The organism is Streptomyces sp. CA-106110 (assembly GCF_050936285.1).
GTDB lineage: Bacteria > Actinomycetota > Actinomycetes > Streptomycetales > Streptomycetaceae > Streptomyces.
Genome location: NZ_JBNJNB010000001.1, coordinates 6,281,920 through 6,297,821 on the forward strand (window position 1 = coordinate 6,281,920; position 15,902 = coordinate 6,297,821).

10 protein-coding genes are annotated in these 15,902 nt (G+C 69.1%); 6 read left to right on the plus strand and 4 right to left on the minus strand.

Annotation, left to right across the window (positions count from 1 at the left end; all coding sequences use genetic code 11):
- Positions 1–92 precede the first annotated feature (92 nt).
- On the plus strand, positions 93–530 hold the full coding sequence (locus ACQEXA_RS28965; RefSeq protein ID WP_432930029.1) for an SsgA family sporulation/cell division regulator: 438 nt from the start codon (positions 93–95) through the stop codon (positions 528–530).
- A 188-nt stretch (positions 531–718) separates the two neighbouring features.
- Here ACQEXA_RS28965 and ACQEXA_RS28970 read toward each other — a convergent pair whose 3' ends face one another.
- A complete protein-coding gene (locus tag ACQEXA_RS28970) occupies positions 719–2,161 on the minus strand; it encodes a YibE/F family protein (protein ID WP_432939337.1) in 1,443 nt (480 codons plus the stop codon).
- Between the two features lie 229 nt (positions 2,162–2,390).
- On the opposite strand from ACQEXA_RS28970, the gene thiC reads away from it, so the two are divergent.
- Positions 2,391–4,193 (plus strand): phosphomethylpyrimidine synthase ThiC, encoded by a 1,803-nt coding sequence (gene thiC / locus ACQEXA_RS28975; RefSeq protein WP_432930027.1) that lies wholly within the window; start codon positions 2,391–2,393, stop codon positions 4,191–4,193.
- A gap of 130 nt (positions 4,194–4,323) precedes the next feature.
- Here thiC and ACQEXA_RS28980 read toward each other — a convergent pair whose 3' ends face one another.
- The 3 genes from ACQEXA_RS28980 to ACQEXA_RS28990 all read right to left on the minus strand — a co-directional run bounded on the left by ACQEXA_RS28980 (position 4,324) and on the right by ACQEXA_RS28990 (position 7,831).
- On the minus strand, positions 4,324–5,190 hold the full coding sequence (locus ACQEXA_RS28980; RefSeq protein WP_432930025.1) for a hypothetical protein: 867 nt from the start codon (positions 5,188–5,190) through the stop codon (positions 4,324–4,326).
- 192 nt (positions 5,191–5,382) lie between these two features.
- A complete protein-coding gene (locus ACQEXA_RS28985; RefSeq protein WP_432930023.1) occupies positions 5,383–6,474 on the minus strand; it encodes a metallophosphoesterase in 1,092 nt (363 codons plus the stop codon).
- Positions 6,475–6,718: 244 nt separating this feature from the next.
- Entirely contained in the window at positions 6,719–7,831 is a 1,113-nt protein-coding gene (locus tag ACQEXA_RS28990) for a LacI family DNA-binding transcriptional regulator (RefSeq protein WP_359390640.1), read from the minus strand.
- Between the two features lie 455 nt (positions 7,832–8,286).
- Between ACQEXA_RS28990 and hisC the strand changes: the two genes are divergently transcribed.
- The 4 genes from hisC to cydD all read left to right on the plus strand — a co-directional run bounded on the left by hisC (position 8,287) and on the right by cydD (position 15,819).
- Positions 8,287–9,372: a histidinol-phosphate transaminase gene (gene hisC / locus ACQEXA_RS28995; RefSeq protein WP_432930021.1), complete on the plus strand. Its 1,086-nt coding sequence runs from the start codon at positions 8,287–8,289 to the stop codon at positions 9,370–9,372.
- A 300-nt stretch (positions 9,373–9,672) separates the two neighbouring features.
- The gene (locus ACQEXA_RS29000; protein WP_432930019.1) at positions 9,673–11,181 is read left to right on the plus strand and encodes a cytochrome ubiquinol oxidase subunit I; all 1,509 of its coding nucleotides are present in this window, start codon (positions 9,673–9,675) and stop codon (positions 11,179–11,181) included.
- Between the two features lie 20 nt (positions 11,182–11,201).
- The gene (gene cydB, locus ACQEXA_RS29005) at positions 11,202–12,221 is read left to right on the plus strand and encodes a cytochrome d ubiquinol oxidase subunit II (RefSeq protein ID WP_432930017.1); all 1,020 of its coding nucleotides are present in this window, start codon (positions 11,202–11,204) and stop codon (positions 12,219–12,221) included.
- A 55-nt stretch (positions 12,222–12,276) separates the two neighbouring features.
- On the plus strand, positions 12,277–15,819 hold the full coding sequence (gene cydD, locus ACQEXA_RS29010) for a thiol reductant ABC exporter subunit CydD (protein ID WP_433134644.1): 3,543 nt from the start codon (positions 12,277–12,279) through the stop codon (positions 15,817–15,819).
- Positions 15,820–15,902: the final 83 nt, after the last annotated feature.

The following is a 15,902-nucleotide window of genomic DNA, read 5'->3' on the forward strand; positions in this document are numbered from 1 at the left end:
TCCTTGTGATCTGCCATACACGTTCAGCAAACTTCCTGCATGTGTCAGGGGGATCATTCCTGGCCAGTCCACGGCTATTGACGGGGTAGGCGATGCGTGAGTCGGTACAGGCAGAGGTCATGATGAGCTTTCTCGTCTCGGAGGAGCTCTCCTTCCGCATTCCGGTGGAGTTGTCCTATGAGACGTCTGATCCGTATGCCGTACGGCTTACCTTCCACTTGCCCGGCGACGCGCCCGTGACGTGGGTCTTCGGACGCGAGTTGCTGGTCGACGGGGTGGGCAGGCCGTGTGGCGACGGAGATGTGCACATCGCCCCCGCCGAGCCGGACACCTTCGGCGATGTGCTGATCCGGCTCCAAGTGGGCACGGACCGGGCTGTGTTCCGCTCGGGCGCGGTGCCGCTCGTGGCCTTCCTCGATCGCACCGACAAGCTGGTGCCGCTCGGGCAGGAAGGCTCGCTGGCCGACTTCGACGCGCATCTGGACGAGGCTCTCGACCGGATTCTGGCCGAGGAGCAGAGCGCGGGTTGAAGCCGCCTGCGGCGCTGTAACGGTTCCTCGTGGACGCGGGGCGCAGCAGGTGCCGTAACGGTTCCCCGGCGCCGTGACGGGCTCTTGGCGCCCCTTCGCGAGGGGCGGGAGTGACAGGGCCGCGGAGTCGCCCGCACGGGCCGTGGACGCGACAACACCGCTGCGACCCTCGCACGGCTTGGGCGGACTCAGCGCTTGCGGCGGCGTCCCCTGCCGCCACGAGCCGCTGCCATGGCCGGTGCGACGGCCTCCTGGCGGTCGGCGGAGACGACAAGGGCGGCCAGGGCCGTGGTGACCGGTACCGAGGCGACCAGTCCGATCGAGCCCACAAGGGTGCGCACGATCTCCTCGGCGACCAGTTCGCTGTTGGCGACCGACACCACACTGCTCTGCGCGATCGAGAAGAGCAGCAGCAGCGGGAGGGCAGCGCCCGCGTACGCCAGGACCAGCGTGTTGACGACCGAGGCGATGTGGTCGCGCCCGATGCGGATGCCCGCGCGGTACAGGCCACGCCAGCCCATCGACGGATTCGCCTCATGCAGTTCCCAGACGGCCGACGTCTGCGTCACGGTCACATCGTCGAGGACACCGAGTGAGCCGATGATGACGCCGGCGAGCAGCAGACCACTCATGTCGATGTGCGGATACAGGCCGTGGATCAGACCGGTGTTGTCGTCCGTGTTGCCGGTCAGCGCGGCCCAGTCGATGAACTCCGAGCCCAGCAGGCCGATGAGTGACAGCGAGATCAGCGTGCCGAGCACCGCCACGGACGTACGGGCCGAGAGTCCATGGCACATATACAGAGCGACGAGCATGATGGCGCTCGCCCCGACCACGGCCACGAGCAGCGGATTCGACCCCTGAAGGATCGCCGGCAGGACGAAGAGGTTCAGGAACATAAAGCTCACGGCCAGCGCGATGAGCGCCATGACACCACGCAACCGGCCCACGACCACCACGGCGACGGCGAAGATGCCCGCGAGCAGAGCCATGGGGAACTTGCGGTTCACATCGGTGACCGAATACTGCAGGTCCTTCGGAGCGGATGGTTCGTACGCCACCACGACCTTCTCGCCCTCATGCAGTTGGCGCGACTGGTCCGGCTGGACGATCTCCGTGAAGGTACGACCGATGTCATTGCCGGTGTCGACGCGAACCGTTGCCTTCTTGCAGGTGTCGCTCGATTCCTGCACCGCGGAGGAGCCCTCGGCGGTGGAGGTGTCACCGGTCGGGGTGTCGCCCGAGGCGTTCACGGACTTGCAGTCCACGTCCACGACCCTGGTCACCGTGGCCTGCTGGGTCTGCCGGTCGAAGCCGACGCCGGTGCGCTTGTGCGAGGGCACGCCGCCCGGCCACAGCACCACCAGGCCCACGATGACCGCCGCGGTGAAGGGAATGAGGATCGCGGCGATGACCCTGCGCAGATGCCGGGAGACGGGAGCCGCGGGCCCATGACTGTGCCCATGCGAATGGCCGTGGCCGTCGCCGGATCCAGGTCCGTGGCCACCTCCATGACCGTCCCCGGGTCCCTCGCCGGAGCCGTGACCGCCTCCGGGGCCATGGCCGTGGGTCTCGCCGGAGCCATGGTTGTGGGGTGGTCCGGGAGGCGGATAGGAGGGCGGATGCTGCATCGTGGTCACCGACCGATCATCGCAAGAAGGCGTGAGGCGCACTGTGCAGCCCGTGCAATTAGACGCTAGCGTGAGAGGACCTTTGCACACGCGGGAGCTCGGAGCACCGGGCTGAGAGGGCGCTGACCTCCGTTGACGCGATGTTTCACGTGGAACATCGCCGGGCGGAAACCGCTGCGTCGACCGCTGAACCTGTTACCGGGTAATGCCGGCGTAGGGAGTAGGTCTTATGGCCAACAAGGACGTACACACGCCTGCCTCCGATCAGGGGGAACCGTCACCGGAGGCCGGAAGGTCCATCGGATGGCACAAGGCGTATGTCGGGGGTTCACGCCCTGATCTTCAAGTGCCGGTCCGTCAGGTGCACCTCACCAATGGGCAGTCGGTCGCCCTGTACGACACCTCCGGCCCATACACCGATCCACTCATGGAGACGGACGTCCGCAGGGGGCTGGCGCCGCTGCGGGAGAACTGGATCATCGGCCGTGGCGACACCGAGGAGTACGCGGGTCGCCCGGTCCGTCCCGAGGACGACGGGATCAAGCACACCGCGCCGCGGGGCGGGCTGCGCAACCTCGACGCGGTCTTCCCGGGCCGTCCGCGTCAGCCCCGCCGCGGCCGGGCCGGCACGGCGGTCACGCAACTGGCCTATGCGCGACGTGGCGAGATCACGCCCGAGATGGAGTTCGTGGCGATCCGGGAGAACGTGTCGCCCGAGGTCGTCCGTGAGGAGATCGCGGCGGGACGTGCGGTTCTCCCCGCCAACGTCAACCATCCGGAGACCGAGCCGATGATCATCGGCAAGCGGTTCCTGGTGAAGGTCAATGCCAACATCGGCAACTCCGCGGTGACGTCTTCCATCGAGGAAGAGGTCGAGAAGATGACCTGGGCGACCCACTGGGGCGCGGACACGGTCATGGATCTGTCCACAGGCCGCAACATCCACACCACGCGCGAGTGGGTGCTGCGCAACTCCCCCGTGCCGATCGGCACGGTGCCGCTGTACCAGGCCCTCGAGAAGGTCGACGGGAAAGCGGAGGAGCTGACCTGGGAGATCTACAAGGACACGGTCATCGAGCAGGCCGAGCAAGGCGTGGACTACATGACGGTGCACGCGGGCGTACGGCTGCCGTACGTGCCGCTGACCGCGAACCGCACGACCGGCATCGTGTCGCGGGGCGGCTCGATCATGGCCGCGTGGTGCCTGGCGCACCACAAGGAGTCGTTCCTGTACGAGAACTTCGAGGAGCTCTGCGAGATTCTCGCGGCCTACGACGTCACGTACTCGCTGGGAGACGGCCTGCGGCCGGGCTCGATCGCGGACGCCAACGACGCGGCGCAGTTCGCTGAACTGCGCACTCTGGGGGAACTCAACCGGATCGCCCGGCGCTTCGACGTACAGACGATGATCGAGGGCCCGGGCCATGTGCCGATGCACAAGATCAAGGAGAACATCGAGCTTCAGCAGGAGATCTGCGACGAGGCACCGTTCTACACGCTCGGGCCGCTGACGACGGACATCGCCCCGGCGTACGACCACATCACCTCCGGCATCGGTGCCGCGATGATCGCCTGGTGGGGCACGGCCATGCTCTGCTACGTCACACCCAAGGAGCACTTGGGCCTGCCCAACCGCGACGACGTCAAGACGGGTGTCATCACCTACAAGATCGCCGCTCATGCCGCGGATCTCGCCAAGGGGCACCCGGGCGCTCAGGACTGGGACGACGCGCTGTCCGACGCCCGCTTCGAGTTCCGCTGGGAGGACCAGTTCAATCTGGCCCTCGACCCGGACACGGCCCGCGCGTTCCATGACGAGACCCTCCCGGCCGAGCCGGCCAAGACGGCCCACTTCTGCTCGATGTGCGGGCCGAAGTTCTGCTCGATGAAGATCAGCCGAACCATCACCGAGAAGTACGGCGCCATCGCGGCCGAACCCGACTACGACGAAGCCGCTCTCGCGGGCATGAAGGCCAAGTCCGAGGAGTTCGCAGCCCACGGCAACCGGGTCTACCTCCCGCTCGCCGACTGATGCTCCGGCCCGGATGCAAGATCCGGCCCGCGCTATGGAGCGCGGGCCGGACTTCGGCGGGCGGTGCGGGCCGGAGGGGGCCAGTGGCCACGCTCGCCGCTGCTGCCGGCGGGCCGTCGGCCGGTGGCCGTCACTCCGGCTGATGTTCGGGCCCCCCGAAGTCTGGGCTGGTGAAGTCCGGGCTGGTGAAGCTGGGACGTGGCCCCGCGGCCGGACCGCCGTCGGGACTGCTGAACCCCGGACGGTCATAGCCGAGATGCGGGATGCGGCTGGGGGCCGTTTCCGGTGCCTTCCGGCTCATCGCGGCCGCCCCCGGGTCGGCGAGCGCATCACGGAGGAACGGCAGGATGCCGCGCTCCAGCAGGGCCTCGTGCCAGGCTTCTCGAGCCCTGGCCACTTCCACCGTCAACTCGCTCCGTGCCACCTCCTCCCTTTCCGAGGAACTGTTGCGCAGAGCGGTGAGCAGCAAGCCGACCGCGGCGATCAGGATCGCCGCCGCGGTGACCGCGCCGAAGACCCACCCGGTGGTCAGGAGGGTCCGTGCGAACGCCTGGTCGGGGTCGACCACCTTGAGGATGTAACCCACGAGCAGGAAGATCGCCGCGGCGGCACCGGCGAGGAAGGGAGCGAGGACCGTGGCGACGGCACCGGCTCCGGCGCTCGCGGCGGCCTCTCCCACACTGGCCGCGAGCCCCAGGCCGTCCATCTCCGGATCCACGGAACCGGCGGTGTTCTCATGGACGGACGGGGTGGACGGCGCCGGCCGGCGCAGTTCCTCGCGGACCTTCACATAGCGGTGGTACTCGGCTGTCGCCGCCGCGGTGATGAATGCGGTGGCGTTCAGCGCCATGGTGCGCAGTTGTTCAGGGTTGAGCCGCTGTCCCACAGCGGCCAGTTCCGGGCGGTGTGGTGCGGAGCGCAGCGCCTCATCGAGGACCCGCTCATAGTCTTGGCGGTCCTCGCTCAGCAGGTGCTGCGGAACGCTGTTCATGTGCATCCCCCGATGCTCCGTAGGGCTTGGGACTCGGCATGCTGACGAGCCGTCGGGCAGAAACGGAGGGGAGCCTGCTACGGATAAGGCGATGGTAGAGCGGCGACGGCACACGGTGACAGGGGGTTTCCAGAAATTGGCCCTGGGTCGCGCGACCTTCGAGGGGTCACGGGCGGCGGACGCGTGCCCGGTGAACGCCTATGCGTTCAGGGGAAGTTGCTGGACGAGCAGCTTTCCGGCCATGGTCACTCCGCCGTCCATCGCGATCGCCAGCCCGTCGGCATAGACGTGCGGGCCTTCGACCACCGGACCGGTGGCGTCCTCGCCCTCTTCCGAGCCGACCTCGCCCAGCAGGTACGGAATGGGGCTGTGGCCGTGGACGATGCGCCTGCCGCCGTATGTCTCCAACAGGGACCGCACGGCGTCGGCGCCGCCCTCGTCGCGGAAGGAGAAGCGCTTGGTGAACTTCCGGAACAGGTCCCACACCTCGTCCGCGTCGTTGCGCGTGAGCGTTTCGTGGACGGTGTCGTTGACCGCTTCGATGGAGTCGCCGTAGTCGAGGTAGGCGGTGGTGTCCGAGTGGACCAGAAGATGTCCGTCGACCTCCTCGACCGCGTCCAGACGCGCCATCCACTGGAGGTGGTGGTCCTGCAGGCGGTCCATGTCCGTCTTCTGGCCCCCGTTGAGCAGCCAGGCCGCCTGGAAGGTGGCGGTCCCGGCGCCGGAGCTGACCGAGGTGTCGCCGAACCGCTTGGCGCCGAGCAGCAGCAGCTCGTGGTTGCCCATGAGCGCCTTGCAGTAGCCGCCGGCTGCGGCCGCCTCCGCGGACAGCCGCATCACGAGGTCGATGACGCCGATGCCGTCGGGCCCGCGGTCGGTGAAGTCGCCCAGGAACCACAGGCGCGCCGTGCCCGCGGACCAGTTGCCCGCGGCGTCGATGAGGCCCTTCTCCTGGAGTGCCGCCACGAGCTGGTCGAGGTAGCCGTGGACGTCCCCGACGACGAAGAGCGGACCGGGACCGTCGGTGGGCTGCGGCGCGGGTGCGGACGCGGGGTCGGCGCTCAGCAGGGTGGCACCGCGGTCGATGACCGGGAGGTCCCGCTCGGTGGGCGTGTAGGCGTCGGAGTACTCGTGGGCGTGTCCCTCGGGCGCGGCGACGGGCTGGGCGAGCTCGCCGGGGGACGTGCTCTGCGCATACGGACCGGTCTCGTGGACGTACGCGGGCACCCGGAAGTCGCGCATCGTCGCCGTGCGCTCCACCTCGGGTCCCTGACCGGCCCCCTGAGTCATCGACCCCTCCACCATCCCGCCGCATCTGCACCGCTTCGGACTGCCTGGTCGCAGCGGCCCGCGCTGTCGTGCGCCCATCATAGGAATGCGGGTCGCGCCATGTGATGACCCAGGGGTGGTGAATCCGGGAAGGCTCCAGTTCACCGCGGCATTCGCCCCAAATGGGCGGAGGTTTCCCCGGGCGGGGTCCCGGCCGTCGGCCGTCCGCGGGCAACCTGCGCGCCGCCCGCGGATCATCACCGGGTCACCCGTGCTCGGGCGACCGGGGCGGGCTGACCGTCGTACGGGGCGGCCGCCGCTCGGACGACGTACGGACGATCAGCTCCGTCGGTATCACCTGCTCGACCGGCTGGTCGGACTGGACACCCTCGATGGCATCGATGAGGAGCTGGATCACGGCCGTGCCGATCCGGCGCGGCTTCAGCGAGAGCGTCGTCACGGGCGGCTCGGTGTTGGCGTACACCGCGGACTCGCTGCAGCACACGAGCAGCAGGTCGTCGGGGACGCGCAGCCCGTACCGGCGGGCGGCGGCCAGCAGGTCGGTGCCGTTCGGGTCGAAGAGTCCGTAGACCGCGTCGGGGCGGTCGGGGCGGGCCAGTAACCGGTCGGCGGCCACGGCGCCCGCGCACGGGTCGTGGGCCGGGTAGGCCTCGTAGACCGGGTCCTGCCCGACGCGCTCGCACCAGTTCAGGTACGCGGTCGTGGACAGATGCGTGTAGGTGTCCGTGGTGGTCCCGGTCAGCAGTCCGATCCGGCGGGCGCCGGCCTCGGCCAGATGGTCGAGGATGCCGAGGACCGCGGCCTCGTGGTCGTTGTCGACCCAGGCGGTGACCGGCAGGGAGCCGGCCGGCCGGCCGTCGGAGACGACGGGTAACCCCTGCCGGACCAACTCGCTGACCACCGGGTCCTGGTCGGAGGGGTCGATGACGACCGTGCCGTCGAGGGCGACGTTCGACCACACGTCGTGGCGCGATGTCGCGGGCAGGATGACCAGGGCGTAGCCCCGGGCGAGCGCGGCCGAGGTCGCTGCTCTGGCCATCTCCGCGAAGTACGCGAATTCGGTGAAGGTGAAAGGTTCATCCCCGTACGTCGTCACCGTCAGGCCGATCAGGCCGGACTTGCCCGTACGGAGGGTGCGGGCCGCGGCCGAGGGGCGATACCCGAGCCGGTCCGCGACCTCGCGGACATGGCGTCGGGTGGCGTCCGGCAGCCGGCCCTTGCCGTTGAGGGCGTCGGAGACGGTCGTGATGGAGACCCCGGCGGCGGCGGCCACGTCTCTGATGCCCGCCCGGCCCGGCCGGCTTCCGCGGCGGGAGGTTTCCGCCCGGCTCACCTGGTGCTTCCCTGCTGCTGTCATGGCGAGCCGATAGTAGGGCTCATGCGGTGGGGTAGTGCGGACGCATATGCACCCGTTGACAGACACGTTTCTGCATGGTCAATAGAGTCAAGTGCCTTAGATGTAAAGGGATTTGAACGATCCATCCCCAATACGTGCCTTGTCTGCACGCATGGGCCTGCCGAGGTCGCCATATTTCGAAGAGGTCTCAACTCACCTGCACGAGGGATGCGCGCCACGGAGTGAGCCACCGGCGTGTCATACGCGGAGGCGACGCGCCCCCCGAAGCGTGCGCCATCCTGCGGTGATGCGCCCGGGTTCGTACGCCGATGCGGCCGGGCTCCGACGGTGACGCGGAAGGTGGCGGAGACTGTTGTCCACAGCCCGTTCGCAGCGGCGCCGAATCCTCATAAGGTGAGAAGCATTGGACGCCGGTGGCGGTCATGGAGCCGGTGATGTGCGCGAGGAGGACTGCGGTGAGCGAGACGAGCCCGAAGCTGCGTGCCGAGCTGGAGGGTATCCCCACCTACAAGCCCGGCAAGCCCGCCGCGGCCGCGGCCGAGGGGCCGGTGGCCTACAAGCTGTCCTCGAACGAGAATCCCTACCCCCCGCTGCCCGGCGTGATGGAGGCCGTGACCGCGGCGGCCCATTCCTTCAACCGTTACCCGGACATGGCGTGCTCGGGCCTGATGGCCGAGCTGTCCGAGCGCTTCGGGGTGCCGCAGACCCACCTCGCGACCGGTACGGGCTCGGTGGGTGTCGCCCAGCAGCTGCTGCAGGCGACGAGCGGCCCGGGTGACGAGGTGATCTACGCCTGGCGGTCCTTCGAGGCGTATCCGATCATCACCCAGATCAGCGGTGCCACCTCGATTCAGGTGCCCCTGACCCCGGGCGATGTGCACGACCTGGACGCGATGGCCGACGCGATCACCGACCGGACCCGGCTGATCTTCGTCTGCAACCCCAACAACCCGACCGGCACGGTGGTGCGACGGGACGAGCTCGAGCGCTTCCTCGACCGTGTGCCGGACGATGTGCTGGTGGTGCTCGACGAGGCGTACCGGGAGTTCATCCGCGACATCCAGGTGCCCGACGGCGTCGAGCTGTACCGCAAGCGGCCGAACGTCTGCGTGCTGCGCACCTTCTCCAAGGCGTACGGACTCGCGGGACTGCGCGTCGGCTTCGCCATCGCTCATGAGCCGGTCGCCGCGGCGCTGCGCAAGACGGCGGTGCCGTTCGGAGTCAGTCAGCTGGCGCAGGAGGCGGCGATCGCGTCACTGCGCATGGAGGACGAACTGCTCGGCCGGGTCGGCTCGCTGGTGTGCGAGCGCAGCCGCGTGGTGGAGGCACTGCGCGCCCAGGGCTGGACGGTGCCCGAGGCCCAGGCGAACTTCCTGTGGCTGCGTCTGGGGGAGCGGACGACGGCCTTCGCGACCGCCTGCGAGCAGGCCGGCGTGGTGGTGCGGCCCTTCTCGGGTGAAGGGGTGCGCGTGACGATCGGCGAGGAAGAGGCGAACGACATCTTCCTGAAGGTCGCGGAAGGCTTCCCCCGGGAGCAGTAGAGCAGTAGCCGCCATCGCGGCCTCGCGCACCCTCGCCGGCCCGCATGGGCGAGGGTGCGCGAGGCGTGCCCGGAACCTCCGGAGCATGGCCGAAGTACGCCAGGGGCCCGACGGTCCCGGCTTGAGGACCCTGCGTCCAGCTTCTTAGGGACCCCCCGCCCATCCGGTCTCGAACCCCTATGCGCCATAATTGCTTGTGAATGTGAACGCGTTCACAAGCTCGTCCTGATTGTTCCGTGATGTGTGGGACAAACTGGACAAACTGCCGCTTGACCACGGCGATGTAAGGGAGAAGACGACGTGGACATGGCTTTGGCACCGGAGACTCTGGCGCGATGGCAGTTCGGTATCACCACCGTCTACCACTTCCTGTTCGTTCCGATGACCATCTCGCTGGCCGCGCTGACGGCCGGACTGCAGACCGCCTGGGTGCGTACGGAGAAGCAGAAGTACCTCAGGGCCACGAAGTTCTGGGGCAAGCTCTTCCTGATCAACATCGCGATGGGTGTCGTCACCGGCATCGTCCAGGAGTTCCAGTTCGGCATGAACTGGTCCGACTACTCGCGCTTCGTCGGCGACATCTTCGGCGCCCCCCTCGCGTTCGAAGCCCTCATCGCCTTCTTCTTCGAGTCCACCTTCATCGGGTTGTGGATCTTCGGCTGGGACAAGCTGCCGAAGCGGCTCCACCTCGCCTGTATATGGATGGTCTCCATAGGCACCGTCCTGTCGGCGTACTTCATCCTCGCGGCCAACTCCTGGATGCAGCACCCCGTCGGCTACCGGATCAACAAGCAGAGGGGGCGGGCCGAACTCACCGACTTCTGGCACGTCCTGACCCAGAACACCGCGCTCACTCAGGTCTTCCACACCCTGTCCGCGGCCTTCCTCACGGGCGGCGCCTTCATGGTCGGCATCGCCTCCTTCCACCTGCTGCGCAAGAAGCACGTGGCCGTGATGAAGACCTCGCTGCGGCTGGGCCTGGTCACCGTCGTCATCGCCGGCATGCTCACCGCGGTCAGCGGCGACCTCCTCGGCAAGGTCATGTTCAAGCAGCAGCCCATGAAGATGGCCGCCGCCGAGGCCCTGTGGGACGGCGAGAGCCCTGCGCCCTTCTCGATCTTCGCCTACGGAGACGTCAGCAAGGGGCACAACACCGTCGAACTGTCCGTCCCGGGGCTTCTGTCCTTCCTCGCCGACGACAACTTCAGCTCCTATGTCCCCGGCATCAACGACACCAACAAGGCCGAGCAGCAGAAGTACGGCCCGGGCGACTACCGGCCCGTCATCCCCGTCACCTTCTGGGGGTTCCGCTGGATGATCGGCTTCGGTATGACGTCCTTCGTCATCGGGCTGGCCGGCCTCTGGCTCACCCGCAAGAAGTTCATGCTGCCCACGCATCTGCGGGTCGGTGAGGACGAGGTGCCGCATCTGGTCCTCTTCCGCAAGAAGGCACTCGGCCCGAAGCTCACCCCGTGGTGCTGGCGTATCGCCGTCTGGACCCTGGCCTTCCCGCTGATCGCGAACTCCTGGGGCTGGATATTCACCGAGATGGGACGTCAGCCGTGGGTCGTCTTCGGCGTGTTGCGCACCCGTGACGCGGTCTCCCCCGGTGTCTCCCAGGGCGAGGTCATCACCTCGATGACCGTGTTCACCCTGCTCTACGCGGTACTGGCGGTCATCGAGGTCAAGCTGCTGGTGAAGTACGTCAAGGCCGGACCGCCGGAGCTCACCGAGTCCGATCTCAACCCGCCCACCAGGATCGGCGGCGACTCCCAGGACGCCGACAAGCCGATGGCCTTCTCGTACTAGGCCGAGGGAGCGCTCACATCATGCATCTTCACGACGTCTGGTTCGTTCTGATCGCGGTCCTGTGGACCGGCTACTTCTTCCTGGAGGGCTTCGACTTCGGGGTCGGCATCCTCACCAAGCTGCTGGCCCGCAACCGGCCCGAGCGGCGGGTGCTGATCAACACCATCGGGCCGGTCTGGGACGGCAACGAGGTCTGGCTGCTCACTGCGGGCGGCGCCACCTTCGCCGCCTTCCCCGAGTGGTACGCCACCCTCTTCTCAGGGTTCTATCTGCCACTGCTGGTTATCCTGGTCTGTCTCATCGTGCGCGGTGTCGCCTTCGAGTACCGGGTGAAGCGGCCCGAGGAGAACTGGCAGCGCAACTGGGAGACCGCGATCTTCTGGACCTCGCTGATCCCCGCGTTCCTGTGGGGTGTGGCCTTCGGCAACATCGTGCGGGGCGTGAAGATCGACCAGCATCTCGAGTACGTGGGGAACGTCTGGGATCTGCTCAACCCGTTCGCACTCCTCGGCGGTCTGGTGACGCTGACCCTGTTCACCTTCCACGGCGCGGTGTTCACCGCACTCAAGACCCTCGGCGACATCCGGGAGCGGGCCCGGAAGCTGGCCCTGCGGGTCGGTCTGGTGACCGCCGTGCTGGCGCTGCTTTTCCTCTCCTGGGCCCAGATCGACCAGGGTGACGGCAAGAGCCTGGTCGCGATGATCGTGGCGGTGGTCGCGCTCCTGGCGGCGCTCGCGGCGAACCAGGCCGGCCGCGAGGGATGGTCGTTCGCGTTCTCCGGCATCACCATCGTGGCCGCCGTGGCGATGCTCTTCCTGACGCTCTTTCCGAACGTCATGCCGTCCACGCTCAATGCGGACTGGAGCCTGACGGTGACCAATGCCTCATCGAGCCCCTACACCCTGAAGATCATGACCTGGTGCGCCGGGATCGCCACGCCGCTGGTCCTGCTCTACCAGGGATGGACGTACTGGGTCTTCCGTAAGCGCATCGGTACGCACCACATCGCCGCCGACGCCGCTGCCGGAGCCGTGCACTGAGTTCTGGTGGGGAGGGGCGTTTCACATGGAACGCCACTCCCCCGACCGGAAAGGCATGTTTCACGTGAAACCGATCGATCCGCGACTGCTCCGCTACGCCCGCACCACACGCTTCTTCCTCATGGCGATCATCGGGCTGGGTGCCGCCGGAGCGGCTCTGGTCATCGCTCAGGCCATGCTGATCGCCGAGGTGGTGGTCGGTGCTTTCCAGCACCACCACTCGGTCACCGAACTGCGCACGCCCCTGACCCTCCTGGTGGCTATGGCGGTCGGCCGGGCGGTGGTCTCATGGCTCGTCGAACTCGCCGCCCACCGGGCCAGCGCGGCAGTGAAGTCCGAGCTGCGGGGGCGGTTGCTTGCCAGGGCCGGAGCTCTTGGCCCCGGGTGGCTGGGTGAGCAGCGGACCGGATCGCTGGTCGCCTTGGCCACACGGGGGGTCGACGCCCTCGATGACTACTTCTCACGCTATCTGCCCCAGTTGGGGCTCGCGGTCGTCGTGCCTGTCGCGGTCCTCGCGCGGATCGTCACCGAGGACTGGGTGTCGGCCGCGATCATCGTCGGCACGCTGCCGCTCATCCCGCTCTTCATGATGCTGATCGGCTGGGCCACCCAGTCCCAGATGGACCGTCAGTGGCGGCTCCTGTCACGGCTTTCCGGGCACTTCCTCGATGTCGTCGCCGGACTGCCGACCCTCAAGGTGTTCGGCCGGGCCAAAGCTCAGGCCGAGTCCATCAAACGGATCACCGGCGAGTACCGGCAGGCGACCATGCGGACGTTGCGGATCGCGTTCCTGTCGTCCTTCGCGCTGGAGCTGCTCGCCACGATCTCCGTGGCGCTCGTCGCGGTGACGATCGGCATGCGGCTCGTCCACGGGGACATGGACCTGTACATCGGCCTGGTCATTCTTGTGCTCGCCCCGGAGGCCTATCTCCCGCTGCGGCAGGTGGGTGCGCAGTACCACGCTGCGGCTGAGGGGCTCTCCGCCGCCGAGGAGATCTTCGCGGTACTGGAGACGCCCGTACCGCCGTTCGGAACGCAGCGCGTGCCGGACGGGGAGGTCGTCTTCGACGATGTGACCGTACGGTTCCCCGGGCGGTCGTCGGACGCGGTGTCCGGGGTGTCGTTGACGGTGGCACCCAGAGAGACGGTCGCCCTCGTCGGGCCGAGCGGTGCCGGAAAGTCGACGCTGCTCAACGTTCTGCTCGGGTTCGTGGCGCCCACGAAGGGGCGTGTACGGGTCGCGGGAGTCGATCTTGCCTCGGCCGACCTGGAGCAGTGGCGCTCGGGGATCGCCTGGGTGCCGCAGCGACCGCACCTGTACGCGGGCACCATCGCCGAGAACGTACGGCTGGCCCGGCCGGATGCGGACGACGCGGCGGTACGGGAGGCGCTGGCCGACGCCGGGGCGCTGGAGTTCGTGGACGCGCTGCCGGCCGGTGCGGCCACGGTGCTCGGTGAGGACGGGTGGGGGCTGTCCGCCGGCCAGCGGCAACGGCTCGCCCTGGCCCGGGCGTTCCTCGCGGACCGGCCGGTGCTGCTGCTGGACGAACCGACGGCGTCCCTGGACGGGGCGACCGAGGCGGACATCGTGGAGGCGGTCCGCCGCCTGGCCGTCGGACGGACGGTACTGCTGGTCGTGCATCGCCCGGCGCTGCTCGAGGTGGCGGACCGGGTCGTCCGGCTCGACGCGGAGGAGCCCGTCACCACGGGCGCTCACGCACGGATCGCGGCCGTCCCCCGGCCCCGCCAGGCGGAGGACCCGGCCCAAGCCCTCGACGAGCGGACGCCCGCCGTAGCTCCGGCGCGGCATGGCCGTGTGCTCACCCGGGTCCGTGCCATGGCCGGTCCTCGGCGCGGACGGCTCGCCCTCGCGCTGCTGCTCGGCAGTCTGGCGCTGGGCAGCGCCGTGGGGCTGATGGCCACCTCCGGATGGCTCATCTCGCGGGCGTCCCAACAGCCTCCCGTGCTGTATCTGATGGTGGCGGTGACGGCCACGCGGACGTTCGGGATCGGCCGAGCGGTCTTCCGCTACGCGGAGCGGCTCGTGTCGCACGACGCGGTACTGCGGATGCTGGCCGACACGCGGGTCGCGGTCTACCGGCGGCTCGAGCGGCTGGCACCGGCCGGGCTGCGGACGACCCGGCGCGGAGACCTGCTCTCGCGGCTCGTCGCCGACGTGGACGCCCTGCAGGACTACTGGCTGCGCTGGCTGCTGCCCGCGGGCGCCGCGTTCGTGGTGTCCGCCTGCTCCGTCGGCTTCACCGCCTGGCTGCTCCCCGAGGCCGGCGCCGTCCTGGCCGTCGGCCTCCTGGCTGCCGGAGTCGGCGTACCCCTGCTGACAGGTGCCGTGGCCCGTCGCGCCGAGCGGAGACTGGCGCCCGCCCGGGGCGAGTTGGCGACCAGGGTGACCGACCTGCTCACCGGGACGGCCGAGCTGACCGTCGCGGGTGCGCTGCCCGGGCGGACCGCCGAAGCGCGACGGGCCGACGGCGTGCTCACCCGCATCGCCTCCCGTGCCGCCACCGCCACCGCGCTCGGCGACGGGCTCACCGCGCTCGTCACCGGGCTGACCCTCGCGGCCGCCGCACTCGTGGGCGCGCAGGCCGTGGCCGACGCACGGCTCGGCGGCGTGGCCATGGCCGTCGTGGTCCTGACCCCGCTGGCCGCCTTCGAGGCCGTCCTCGGGCTACCGCTCGCGGTGCAGCACCGGCAGCGGGTGCACAGGAGCGCTGAGCGCATCTTCGAGGTCCTGGACGCCCCCGAACCCGTACGGGAACCGGACCGGCCGCTGCAGGCACCGTCCTCGCCCTTCCCGCTCGTCCTCGACAGGCTGACGGCCCGTCACGACGGGCAGCGGCGGGACGCGCTCAGCGGGTTCGACCTCACCCTCGAACAGGGCCGCAGGGTCGCCGTGGTCGGCCCGTCGGGCGCGGGCAAGACGACGCTGGCGCAGATACTGCTCCGGTTCCTGGACGCGGACGCCGGCTCCTACAAACTGGGCGGCACCGATGCGTCCGCGCTCGACGGCGACGATGTGCGGCGCCTGGTGGGGCTGTGCGCCCAGGACGCCCACCTCTTCGACAGCTCGGTGCGGGAGAACCTCCTGCTGGCGCGGAGGAACGCGAGTGAGCAGGAACTGCGCGAAGCCCTTGAGCGGGCGCGACTCCTGGAGTGGGCCGAGGGACTGCCCGACGGCCTCGACACCCTGATCGGCGAGCACGGCGCGCGGCTGTCCGGCGGCCAGCAGCAACGGCTCGCGCTGGCGCGGGCGCTGCTCGCCGACTTCCCCGTCCTCGTCCTGGACGAGCCGGCGGAACACCTCGACCTGCCGACGGCGGACACACTCACCGCGGACCTGCTGGCCGCCACCCAGGGCCGTACCACGCTGCTGATCACCCATCGGCTCGCCGGTCTCGAGGCGGTCGACGAGGTGATCGTGCTCGCGGAGGGGCGGGTGGTCCAGCGAGGCCCGTATGCGCGGCTCGCGGCGACGGAGGGGCCGCTGCGCGAGATGGTGGAGCGGGAAGCGCGGGGGGATCTGCTGGCGGACCGGACGGGTCACGCGGGTCCGTCGGCGCCGGCCTTGGCGGGCGCCTAGGAACCAACACCCGCGGGCATGGCGGACGGAGCAGTGGCGGCCCCTCGGCCGGGGGACGCCGCTGAGCCATCCGTGGCCGTCCC